11 protein-coding genes and 1 pseudogene are annotated in these 10,606 nt (G+C 70.4%); 6 read left to right on the plus strand and 6 right to left on the minus strand.

Features of this window, described 5'->3' with window-relative positions:
* Positions 1-135: pseudogene (locus QH290_RS13790) on the plus strand (50S ribosomal protein L2); the annotation flags it as partial.
* Positions 136-252: 117 nt separating this feature from the next.
* Entirely contained in the window at positions 253-756 is a 504-nt protein-coding gene (locus QH290_RS13795) for a GNAT family N-acetyltransferase (RefSeq protein ID WP_280383169.1), read from the plus strand.
* A gap of 4 nt (positions 757-760) precedes the next feature.
* Here QH290_RS13795 and QH290_RS13800 read toward each other — a convergent pair whose 3' ends face one another.
* From QH290_RS13800 to QH290_RS13810, 3 genes are read right to left on the minus strand one after another with little or no spacing between them, the layout of a single operon-like run.
* Complete coding sequence (locus QH290_RS13800; protein ID WP_280262106.1) at positions 761-1,024, minus strand: hypothetical protein; 264 nt, start codon at positions 1,022-1,024, stop codon at positions 761-763.
* Positions 1,025-1,061: 37 nt separating this feature from the next.
* Complete coding sequence (locus tag QH290_RS13805; RefSeq protein ID WP_280262108.1) at positions 1,062-1,739, minus strand: uracil-DNA glycosylase; 678 nt, start codon at positions 1,737-1,739, stop codon at positions 1,062-1,064.
* Between the two features lie 39 nt (positions 1,740-1,778).
* Complete coding sequence (locus QH290_RS13810; protein ID WP_280383181.1) at positions 1,779-2,747, minus strand: thiamine-phosphate kinase; 969 nt, start codon at positions 2,745-2,747, stop codon at positions 1,779-1,781.
* Positions 2,748-2,965: 218 nt separating this feature from the next.
* Between QH290_RS13810 and QH290_RS13815 the strand changes: the two genes are divergently transcribed.
* Positions 2,966-3,547, plus strand: coding sequence for a DUF3515 domain-containing protein (locus QH290_RS13815; protein WP_280262109.1), 582 nt, complete (start codon positions 2,966-2,968; stop codon positions 3,545-3,547).
* Here the strand turns inward: QH290_RS13815 and QH290_RS13820 are convergent.
* From QH290_RS13820 to QH290_RS13830, 3 genes are read right to left on the minus strand one after another with little or no spacing between them, the layout of a single operon-like run.
* The gene (locus QH290_RS13820) at positions 3,544-3,837 is read right to left on the minus strand and encodes a DUF6191 domain-containing protein (RefSeq protein ID WP_280383172.1); all 294 of its coding nucleotides are present in this window, start codon (positions 3,835-3,837) and stop codon (positions 3,544-3,546) included. The two genes, QH290_RS13815 and QH290_RS13820, sit on opposite strands and share 4 nt — an antisense overlap.
* A 59-nt stretch (positions 3,838-3,896) precedes the next feature.
* Positions 3,897-5,000, minus strand: coding sequence for a D-alanine--D-alanine ligase family protein (locus QH290_RS13825; RefSeq protein WP_280383174.1), 1,104 nt, complete (start codon positions 4,998-5,000; stop codon positions 3,897-3,899).
* A gap of 34 nt (positions 5,001-5,034) precedes the next feature.
* Positions 5,035-6,030 carry an NAD(P)H-dependent glycerol-3-phosphate dehydrogenase gene (locus QH290_RS13830; RefSeq protein ID WP_280383176.1) on the minus strand — a complete coding sequence of 332 codons (996 nt, stop codon included), beginning with the start codon at positions 6,028-6,030 and terminating at the stop codon, positions 5,035-5,037.
* A 224-nt stretch (positions 6,031-6,254) separates the two neighbouring features.
* Between QH290_RS13830 and cofC the strand changes: the two genes are divergently transcribed.
* The 3 genes from cofC (at position 6,255) to QH290_RS13845 (ending at position 10,349) form a co-directional block, all read left to right on the plus strand.
* Complete coding sequence (cofC, locus tag QH290_RS13835) at positions 6,255-6,962, plus strand: 2-phospho-L-lactate guanylyltransferase (RefSeq protein ID WP_280383178.1); 708 nt, start codon at positions 6,255-6,257, stop codon at positions 6,960-6,962.
* A 142-nt stretch (positions 6,963-7,104) separates the two neighbouring features.
* Positions 7,105-9,336, plus strand: a complete 2,232-nt coding sequence (locus QH290_RS13840; RefSeq protein ID WP_425301532.1) for an RNA degradosome polyphosphate kinase — start codon at positions 7,105-7,107, stop codon at positions 9,334-9,336.
* Positions 9,333-10,349 carry an NUDIX hydrolase gene (locus QH290_RS13845; RefSeq protein ID WP_280383180.1) on the plus strand — a complete coding sequence of 339 codons (1,017 nt, stop codon included), beginning with the start codon at positions 9,333-9,335 and terminating at the stop codon, positions 10,347-10,349. Before QH290_RS13840 ends, QH290_RS13845 begins: the two co-directional genes overlap by 4 nt.
* The last annotated feature ends 257 nt before the right edge of the window (positions 10,350-10,606 follow it).

Genomic DNA, 10,606 nt, shown 5'->3' on the forward strand with positions numbered 1-10,606 from the left:
AACAACCTGCCGCTGCGCTCGATCCCGACCGGTACCACCATCCACGCGGTGGAGCTGCGTCCGGGCGGTGGCGCCAAGATGGCCCGTGCCGCCGGCATGAGCATCCAGCTGCTGGGTAAGGAAGGCGCCTACGCGCCCCCCCCCCCCGCCCGCGCCGCGGGGGGGGCCGGGGGGCCCCTGTCGTCGTTGCCGGGACAAGGGAACCACCACCGAAGGTGACCGGGGCGCTGTGGTTGCCCGGGCAGGGGAAACATGACCGAGCGGACCTGGCGGATCGTCCCGCTGGCGGCCGAGCACACCCGCAGCCTGGCCGAATGCCATATCGCCTGCTGGCGGGAGGCCTATCGGGACCTGGTGTCGCGGCATGTGCTCGACGCCTTCGACGTCGGCCGCCGCGCCGAGCAGTGGGAGCGTGTGCTGCGGCGCTACCCCGATTCCACGGTGGTCGCCCTCGCCGGGGACACCGTCATCGGATTCGCCAGCGGCGGCCCGTCGCGCGACCGGCCGCCCGTGGCCGCCCGCGAAATCAACGCGATGTACGTGCGGGCCGCCCGGTACGGCACCGGCGTCGCACACGACCTGATGCGCGCGGTGCTGCGCCCCGCCGCAGACACCTCGCTGTGGGTATTCGAGGAAAACCCGCGCGCCCAGGCCTTCTATCGGAAATGCGGATTCGAACTCGACGGCACGTTCCGCACGGAGGCATTCACACCGACCATCGAGGTTCGCATGATTCGCCGCGCCGATGCCCCGTGATCGATCAGTTGGCTCCGCCGAGGCACTGCACGTCGGCGCTGATGCTCTGCAGCGCGCACAGTCCGAAGGCATTCACATTCGACGACAGCGAGGCCGAGCCCGTCTGCGGATCCCACAGCGCCAGCACCGGCGCCGCCTCGGTGGTCGTTTCCTGCGGGGCCGCCGGCTCCAGCGGCACCGCCGCGGCCTGGGCCGCCACGGGCGCGCCCAGAATGGCCGCCCCGGCGGCGACGGTGACGACGGCGCCACGCACGGACTTGATCTGCATGCAACTTCTCCTGGTTCGATCCAACGTCAGACCCCGGTCAGGGCAGACGCCAGTCGACCGGAGCGGCACCCAATGTACCCAGCAATTCGTTGGTTCGCGTGAACGGCCTCGATCCGAAGAACCCTCGCGAAGCGGACAGCGGTGAGGGATGGGCGGATTCGATGTACGGGACACCGTCCAACATCGGCTTCAGCGTCGACGCGTCGCGCCCCCACAGGATCGCGACCATCGGCTGCTTACGCGCGACCAGCGCCCGAATCGCCTGCTCCGTCACCGCTTCCCAGCCCTTGCCGCGATGCGAGGCGGGCTGGCCGGGCTGCACGGTCAGCACCCTGTTCAACATCAGCACGCCCTGGTCCGACCACGGCGACAGGTCACCACACGACGGCGTGGGGTGACCGAGATCCTTGGAATACTCGGAGAAGATGTTGGCCAGGCTGCGCGGGACCGGCGAAACATCGGGCGCCACCGAGAAACTCAGCCCCATGGCGTGCCCGGGCGTCGGATAGGGGTCCTGGCCCACGATCAGCACGCGCACCTTGTCGAAGGGCCGCTGGAACGCGCGCAGAACGTTCTCGCCCTTCGGGAAGTAGCCGCGCCCGGCGGCGTTCTCGTTCCGTAGGAATTCGCCCATCGCCGCAATCCGGTCGGCTACCGGTTCCAGCGCCTCGGCCCAGCCCGTATCGATGATCTCCGACAGTGGTTTTGCGCCCATGTCGGGACAAGATAGCTTGGCGAGTTTCACGACGGTAGCTCACCCACCTTCCGCGAACGATTCCCAGCCGACCGGACCGGTCCAGGGCCTGCCGTCGACCGTGACGCCGGAACCGGCGGCCGCTCGTCCCACGGGTACCCAGCCGCCGGGAAGTTCTTGCCCGGCGCGGAAAGTCGCGGCGAAGGCGTGGTCCTCGCCGCCGGTGAGGATCCAGGTGCGCGGGTCGGCGCCGAGCAGTTCGGCCACCGGGTGCAGCGCCGGATCGTCGAGCGCCCGCGACTCCACATCGAGGGCGACACCGGAGGATTCGGCGATATGCCCGAGATCGGCGAGCAGGCCGTCGGACACGTCGACCATGGCGGTGATCGCGGCAGCGGCGGGCATGTCCAGCACGGTCCCGTACGGCGGTTGCGGGACCCGGTGCGCGGCAACGATTTCCGGGAACTTCTCGGGATCGACGCCCGCGGCGAGGACCGCCAGTCCCGCCGCCGACCGGCCCAGCCGCCCCGCCACCGCGACGATATCGCCGGGCCGCGCCCCCGAGCGCAGCACCGCGCGATCGGGGGGATCGCCGAACGCGGTCACCGAGATCACCAGCAGCGGGCTGCGCACCACATCGCCCCCGGCGATCGAGCCTCCGGCGCGGTGCGCCTCGCGCCACAGGCCGTCGACGAACCGGTCGACGAACTCGACGGGCGTGTCGGCGGGGCAGCCCAGTGAGACCACGAACGCGCTCGGAGCCGCGCCCATCGCGACCACGTCGGCGGCGTTCTGCGCGATCGCCTTGCGCCCGATGTCCTCGGGCGCGGACCAGTCGAGCCGGAAATGCCGGTCCTGCACCAGCATGTCGGTGCTGACCACGTACCGCCCGGCGGGCGCCGCCACGATCGCGGCGTCGTCGCCGGGACCGAGCACCACGCCGGGGCCCTGGCTGCGGCCGCCGTTCATGCGCGCGATGAGCGCGAACTCTCCCAGTTCGCGGACCGTGCGCGGGCTGCTGTCGGTGATGACACCCTCCTTCCGATGGGCCGAACCGCCGTCGGCCGGATCGACAGTACTGGCGCGGTGGATCGCGTGCGCGAAGCACCGCCGACCGCAAGCCGACCTCCTCCTCCGGCCGCGGCACGCGGTTCGCTACGCTCGGGACCGGAATCCATCCCAGCAGCGGTGACAGCGGGCCGCCGGACCCGCCGCGCGCGACAGGACGAGCGGAGACGAATCCCCGGATGAGCAGCGATACGGATAGCGACGGCGAGTCCACCTCCGATACTCCCCGGTTCTCCCCCGCCCTCATCGCGACGGCGGTGGCGCTGCCGGTGGCGCTGATCGTCGCCGTGCTGGTGATCGCCGTGATGTCGCGGCAGAATCCGGTCCGCGAGCCGCTGGCGCTCGGTTCCATTCCGGCGCCGGGTGCGACCGGTCCGGCGTGCGCCGCGCTGCTGCCGACGCTGCCGGAACAGCTGGGCGACTACACCAAGGCCGAACTGGCGCAACCGGCGCCACCCGCCACCGCCGCGTGGCAGCTGCCCGACGGCGGCGAACCGATCGTGCTGCGCTGCGGGCTGGACCGGCCCCTGGAGTTCGACAAGGCATCGTCCCTGCAGGTGATCAACGGGGTCAACTGGTTCGAGGTGCGCGATCAGACCTCGGGTGTCACCTCCGGCACCTGGTTCGCCGTCGACCGCGGCACCTATGTGGCCGTCACCATGCCCAACAGCGCGGGACCGACCCCGCTGCAGGACATCTCGGACGTCATCGCCGAGAAGATGCCCGCCCAGCCGATCGATCCGGGCCCGGTTCCGAGCTAGCGGAGCCGGGCCTTACCGGAGCTCAGGTCGAGGTCGAAGCCGCCCGGTGTGCCGTCGCCCGGGCTTTCGCGGTGCATGAGTACCGACTGGCGCTGCTCGAATTCGTGGCGCTTGGCGGAGGTGAACAGGGCGTCGAACTGCTCGAATCCGATCGCCGACGCGCGCTCGCCGTTCTCGCCCCGCATCCAGGGCAGGGCGGCGCGGCCGGTCACCTTCCGGTACATCACCTCGGCGAAGGCGACCGCGATAATCAGCAGCGCCAGGCCGGGAATGGTCATCGCAACGAGCACCCCACCGAGGATACGCGGCCGTCAGGAGTTCCCGTCCCGCCGTGACGCGACACCGAGAGTCAGCGCAGCCCGGTCCCCCGGGCCACCGCCGTCTCGATGAGGGTGGTGATCAGTGTGCGGTTGTCCACGCCGGTGGCCTCCCACATGCGCGGATACATCGAGATCGAGGTCATGCCGGGCATGGTGTTGATCTCGTTGAGCACCGGGCCGTCCGCGGTGACGAAGAAGTCGACCCGCGCCAGGCCCTGGCAGTCCAGCGCCCGGAACGCCCGCACCGCCAGCTCCCGGACCTGTTGGGCCACATCGTCGTTCAGCTTGGCCGGGATATCGAACTCGCACACGTCGTCGAGGTACTTGGTGTCGAAGTCGTAGAACTCCGGCACCGCCGCACCGGGATCGGCGTCGGGCATCCGAATCTCCGCCGGGACACTGCCTTCCACCCGGCCGTCCGGGAATTCCAGTACGCCGCACTCGACTTCGCGTCCGACCACGGCGGCCTCCACGATCACCTTCGGGTCGTGGAGGCGGGCGGTGGCGACAGCGGCATCGAACTCGTCCCAGTGGTCGACCTTGGTGATCCCGATGGACGACCCGCCCCGCGCCGGTTTGACGAAGACCGGAAGCCCGAGTCGCCGCCGATCCGCCTCGGACACGGTCGCCGTGCCGGGCCGCAGCACCACGTGGTCGCCGACCGGAAGACCCTCGGCCACAAGGAGTTTCTTCATGTACTCCTTGTCCATGCCGGTGGCGCTCGCCAGCACGCCCGGCCCCACGTAGGGCAGGCCCGCCAGCTCCAGCAGCCCCTGGATCGTGCCGTCCTCGCCGAACGGGCCGTGCAGCACCGGGAAGACGACATCGACCGCACCCGGCCCGGACCCGGTGTCGCCCAGGGACAACAGCTTGCCGGAGCGGGTCGGATCCGGCGCGAGCACCAGCTCCACCCCGGACGAATCCACCGCGGGGAGCGACCGATCGGCGATCGCGAGCCCGCGGGCGTCGGCGTCCCCCAGCACCCAGGTGCCCTCGCGGGTGATGCCGATCGGCACCGCCTCGAACCGTTCGGGGTCCAGGCTGCGTAGCACGAACCCGGCCGACACACACGACACCGCGTGTTCGTTGCTGCGTCCGCCGAAGACCACCGCGACCCTGATCCGGTTGCTCATAAAGCGAACCGTACCCGGGCGGGCCGGTGATCAATCATTCCGGCTTCATCCGCCGCCCGAGCAGCTGGCCGACGGCCTCGGCCACCGACAGGCCCTCGTGACAGACCCGGTGCACCGCCGTGGTCAGCGGCATCTCCACGCCGTGGCGTTCGGCCAGCGCGCGAATCGAGGTGCACGACTTGACGCCCTCGGCGACCTGGCCGTGGGTGGCCTCCTGCGCGGCCTGCATGGACCCGCCCTCGCCCAGGACATATCCGAACGACCGATTGCGCGACAGCGGCGAGGTGCACGTGGCGACCAGGTCGCCGATCCCGGCCAGCCCGGCCAGCGTGACCGGATTCGCGCCCAGCGCCACCCCCAGCCGGATGATCTCCGCCAGCCCGCGGGTGATCAGGCTCGCGATCGAATTGTCACCCAGACCCATTCCCGCCGCGATACCGCAGGCCAGGGCGATGACGTTCTTACTGGCACCACCGATCTCACAACCCACGACGTCGGTGTTGGTGTACGGGCGGAAGTAGCCGGTGGCGCACGCGTGCTGCACCGCCTCCGCGCGCGCGGCATCGGTGCACGCCACGACCGAGGCGGCGGGCTGCTGGGCGGCGATCTCCCGCGCCAGATTCGGGCCCGACAGCACCGCGATGCGGCCGGTCGCGGCGCCGGTCACCGACGCGATCACCTCGCTCATCCGCAGCAGCGTGCCGGTCTCGATCCCCTTCGCCAGGCTCAGCAGCGTGGCGTCGGCACCGATGGCGTCCTTCCAGACCTCGAGGTTGGCGCGCAGCGATTGCGACGGCACCGCCAGCACGACCGTGTCCGCACCGTCGAGCGCCACCCGGAAGTCGTCGGTGGCCGAGATCCCGGGCAGCTCCACATCGGGCAGATAGGCCGGGTTGCGATGCTCGGTGGCCAGGACCTTGGCCACCTCGGGCCGTCGTGCCCACACCGTCACCTCGGTGCCCGCATCGTTCAACACCTTCGCGAACGCGGTGCCCCACGACCCCGCACCCATCACAGCCGCCCTAGTCATGAGAGCCAATATGCCACCCGCCCCACCGCGCCGCGGCGAGTCCGCCGCCACGCCCGCGGACATCCCGCCCCGATCCGCTGCTTGTCGTTTGCCCGGGCGCCGCTGCGGCCCGCCCGCCCGGCGGACGGGCCGGAACCGCCGCGGCGGCGACTCGGATCCGACCGTACGGTCCGTGCTACCCGGCATGACGTCCGCCACTCGTCCACCCGTGGGACGATTGGCACATGCGTCCGGATGCAGTGCACGCCGTGATTGCGGTGAAACACCTCGATCGCGCCAAGAGCCGACTCGCCGACCGGTTGCCGCCCGGCCATCGGTCGCGGCTGGTGCTGGCGATGCTGTCGGATACCGTCACCGCCGCGGTGGCGGCGGGCCTCGGCTCCGTCACGGTGGTGACGCCGGATCACGAGGTGTCGGCCGCGGTGCGGGAGCTCGGCGCGGAGGTCCACCCGGACCCCGTGGGCGGCACCGATCCCACCGACGGGCTCAACACCGCTCTGACCGCCGCGGCGACCGCGGTGCGCGAGCGCCACGGGCCCGTCGAACTGCTTGCGCTGCAGGCCGATCTGCCCGCACTGTGTCCCGGCGAGCTGTCCGACATGCTCGCCACCGCCCCGCCCGGCCGCGCGATCGTCGCCGATCACGCCGGTCACGGCACCGCCGCCCTGCTGGTGCGCGACGGCTCGGCCCCGCTGGCCCCGCGGTTCGGCCCGGATTCGGCGCGCCGCCACATCGCCTCGGGGGCAAAGGATCTGGAGGGCGACTGGCCGGGCCTGCGGCTCGACGTCGACACCGAGGACGACCTGCACCGGGCGGCGGCGCTGGGGGTCGGCCCGGCCACCGCCGCGGTGCTGCGCGCCATCGGGTGGCCCGAACCTGTTCACCGGAATCTCACACGGAGGTACGCGGCGAATCACATGTGTGCTGGATGATCGCCGGAACGGCGTCGTACATTGTCGAATCGGTGGTGCCGACACCGCGCCGCCTGGACCGGTAAGGAATGATCGTGAGGGTGAGCGAGCTTGCGAGCGAACCATCGGCACCGCGCGTAGCGCGCACGCTGATCGGCGGCAAATGCCGATCCCCATTCCCGATGACGCCGAGCGCCAGCGAGGCGGCGTCGTGAGCGATACGGATACGGGCCAGCAACCGCGCCTTCCCGCGGCGCCCCCGGCGGCCACGCCGCCGCCCACGGCCACCGCGGCGCCACAGTTGCCAGCCGATCGCTACCTCAACCGCGAGCTGAGCTGGCTGGACTTCAACGCCCGCGTGCTGGCCCTGGCCGAGGACACCTCCGAGCCCCTGCTCGAGCGCGCCAAATTCCTCGCCATCTTCGCCTCCAACCTCGACGAGTTCTACATGGTCCGGGTCGCGGGCCTCAAACGCCGCGCCGAGGCCGGGCTGTCGGTGCGCTCGGCCGACGGCCTCACGCCCAGCGAGCAACTGGAGATGATCGCCAAGCGCACCCAGGATCTGGCGGCCCGCCACGCCCGGGTGTTCCTGGATCAGGTGCAGCCGGCGCTGGTCGAGCAGGGCATCGCCATCATCGGCTGGTCGGACCTGGACGACGATGAGCGACAGCGGCTTTCGGGATATTTCCAGGATCAGGTGTTCCCGGTGCTCACCCCGCTGGCCGTGGATCCGGCGCACCCGTTCCCCTACATCAGCGGCCTGAGCCTGAATCTCGCTGTGACGGTGAAGGATTCCGAGACCGGCGGCGAGCACTTCGCGCGCGTCAAGGTCCCCGACAATGTCGACCGCTTCGTGCGGGTGCGGCGCTCGGTCCCCACCCGGGACGCCGACGGCGCCGCGCCCGCCAGGCTCGCGGCGTTCCTGCCCATGGAGGACCTGATCGCCGCGCACCTCGATCAGCTGTTCCCGGGAATGGATGTGGTGGAACAACATTCGTTCCGCATCACCCGCAACGCCGACTTCGAGGTCGACGAGGACCGCGACGAGGATCTGCTGCAGGCACTCGAGCGCGAGCTGGCGCGGCGGCGCTTCGGTTCGCCCGTCCGCCTGGAGGTGTCGGACGATATGACCGAGCACATGCTCGATCTGCTGCTGCGCGAGCTGGACGTCGACCCCGGCGACGTGATCCAGGTGCCGGGCCTGCTGGACCTGTCGTGCCTGTGGCAGGCGTACGGCGTGGATCGCCCGCAGCTCAAGGACGCGCCCTACGTCCCGGCCACGCCGTCGGCCTTCGGCGAAAGGGAGACGCCCCGAAACGTTTTCGCGGCGCTGCGCGAGGGCGACGTGCTGGTGCACCACCCCTACGACTCGTTCTCCACCAGCGTGCAGCGCTTCATCGAACAGGCCGCCGCCGACCCGCAGGTGCTGGCGATCAAGCAGACCCTGTACCGCACCTCCGGCGACTCCCCCATCGTCAATGCGCTCATCGACGCGGCCGAGGCGGGCAAGCAGGTGGTGGCGCTCGTCGAGATCAAGGCCCGCTTCGACGAGCAGGCCAACATCAAATGGGCGCGCCAGCTGGAACAGGCCGGGGTGCACGTGGTGTACGGCCTGATCGGGCTCAAGACACACTGCAAGACGTGCCTGGTGGTGCGGCGCGAGGGCGCGACCATCCGCCGCTACTGCCACATCGGCACCGGCAACTACAACCCGAAGACCGCGCGGCTGTACGAGGATGTCGGATTGCTCACCGCCGCACCGGAAATCGGCGCCGACCTGACCGACCTGTTCAACTCGCTGACCGGGTACTCGCGCAAGGCGAACTACCGCAATCTGCTCGTCGCCCCGTCCAGCGTGCGCTCGGGCATCGTCGAGCGGATCCGCCGCGAAACCGAACTCGCGCAGCAGGGCCTGCCCGCCCGGATCCGGTTGAAGGCCAACGCGATCGTCGACGAGCAGATCATCGACGCGCTGTATCGAGCGTCGCAGGCCGGGGTGCCGGTGCAGATCGTGGTGCGCGGCATCTGCGGGCTGCGCCCGGGCGTGCGGGACATGAGCGAGAACATCGAGGTGCGCTCGATTCTCGGTCGCTTCCTGGAACATTCGCGCATCCTGCACTTCCAGGCACAGGACGAGTACTGGATCGGCAGCGCGGACATGATGCACCGCAATCTGGACCGGCGCGTGGAGGTCATGGCGCAGGTGAAGGACCCCCGGGCCTGCAAGCAACTGGAGGCGGTGTTCGACTCGGCCCTGCATCCTTCGACGCGCTGCTGGGTACTCGAGCCCGACGGCAGCTGGCAGGCCCAGCCCGACCCCGACACCGACCACGGCGAACAGGTGCGCGACCACCAGGAGTTCCTCATGCGACTGCGACGTCCGGATCAGCAGTGAATCACGCGACGGCACAGGATTTCGAGGAGACCTCGTTCTCCGATCCGCGCGTCACCGCCAATATCCTCGCCGCCGGCGCCGTGGTGTGGCGGCATGCCCCGGACACGAGCGCGGTCGAGGTCGCGGTGGTGCACCGGCCGAAGTACGACGACTGGTCGCTGCCGAAGGGAAAACTCGACCCGGGCGAGACCCCGATCGTCGCCGCGGTGCGTGAGGTGGCCGAGGAAACGGGCCTGCGTTGCCGCCTGGGGCGCTATCTCGGTCACGTGACCTATCCGGTGACCGGGCATCGCAAACTCAAGCGTGTGGACTACTGGGCGGCCGCGGTCACCGCGGGGGAGTTCGAGCCCAATGCGGAAGTGGACGAACTGCGCTGGCATCGCGTCGACCGGGTGATGGATCAGCTGTCGTATCCCATGGACCGCACCATGATCCGCAATTTCCTGCGGCTCCCGCCGGATACGGGCACGTTCCTGGTGGTGCGGCATGCCAAGGCCGGTCGGCGCGAGCGCTTCAAGGGCGCCGACGACGAGCGCCCGCTGGAGAAGGCCGGGCGGCAGCAGGCCGAGATGCTGACCTCGAATCTGCTGGCGTTCGGGGCCGCCGAGATCTATTCGGCGCCGCCGGTGCGCTGTGTGGAGACCGTGGCTCCGCTTGCGGAGGCGCTCGGTGTCGAGATCGGCCGCGAGCCGCTGCTGGCCGAAACCGGTTATGCCGCAGCGCCGGACGATGCGCTGGACCGCGTGCGGGAGCTGGCATCCTCCCCGGTCGTGCGGGTGATCTGCAGTCAGGGCAAGGTGATTCCGCCGCTGCTGCAGCGCTGGGCCGAAATCGACGGTGTCACACTGCCACCCGCGCGCAACCGCAAGGGCACCGTCTGGGTGCTGTCGGTCGCGAACGGGCGCCTGCTGGCCGCCGACCATCTCGACCGCGCCCTACGCGTGGACGCCCGCTCCCCCGATGCCCCCGAACCGGCCCCCGGCCACACGCCCCCCACCGACAACCGTCGATAGCCCTTACGCCACAACCACACCCGCACACACGGCCTCGGCCAAGGACCGCGACGCGGCCCGCACACACGAAGCAGCGCCGCACACGAAACGGGCGGTCCATACGAAGCGGCCCCGCGCCCAATCAGCCCCGTACACACGAAGCGGCCCCGGCACACAGGAAATGGCCGCGAACACACGAAGCGGCCCCGGCCCACAGGAGATGGCCGCGCCCAAACGAAGCGGCCCCGCACACACGAAGCCGCCCCGCACACACGAAG

Origin of the sequence: Nocardia wallacei (assembly GCF_029869545.1) — a bacterium.
Taxonomy (GTDB): Bacteria; Actinomycetota; Actinomycetes; order Mycobacteriales; family Mycobacteriaceae; genus Nocardia; species Nocardia wallacei_A.

What these genes read in the sequence shown, in the direction of transcription:
- QH290_RS13825 (WP_280383174.1), bottom strand. Translation starts at nt 5,000, where the DNA reads ATGAGCAACCGGATCAGGGTCGCGGTGGTCTTCGGCGGACGCAGCAAC.
- QH290_RS13795 (WP_280383169.1), top strand. Translation starts at nt 253, where the DNA reads ATGACCGAGCGGACCTGGCGGATCGTCCCGCTGGCGGCCGAGCACACC.
- QH290_RS13800 (WP_280262106.1), bottom strand. Translation starts at nt 1,024, where the DNA reads ATGCAGATCAAGTCCGTGCGTGGCGCCGTCGTCACCGTCGCCGCCGGG.
- QH290_RS13830 (WP_280383176.1), bottom strand. Translation starts at nt 6,030, where the DNA reads ATGACTAGGGCGGCTGTGATGGGTGCGGGGTCGTGGGGCACCGCGTTC.
- QH290_RS13815 (WP_280262109.1), top strand. Translation starts at nt 2,966, where the DNA reads ATGAGCAGCGATACGGATAGCGACGGCGAGTCCACCTCCGATACTCCC.
- cofC (WP_280383178.1), top strand. Translation starts at nt 6,255, where the DNA reads ATGCGTCCGGATGCAGTGCACGCCGTGATTGCGGTGAAACACCTCGAT.
- QH290_RS13840 (WP_425301532.1), top strand. Translation starts at nt 7,105, where the DNA reads ATGCCGATCCCCATTCCCGATGACGCCGAGCGCCAGCGAGGCGGCGTC.
- QH290_RS13805 (WP_280262108.1), bottom strand. Translation starts at nt 1,739, where the DNA reads ATGGGCGCAAAACCACTGTCGGAGATCATCGATACGGGCTGGGCCGAG.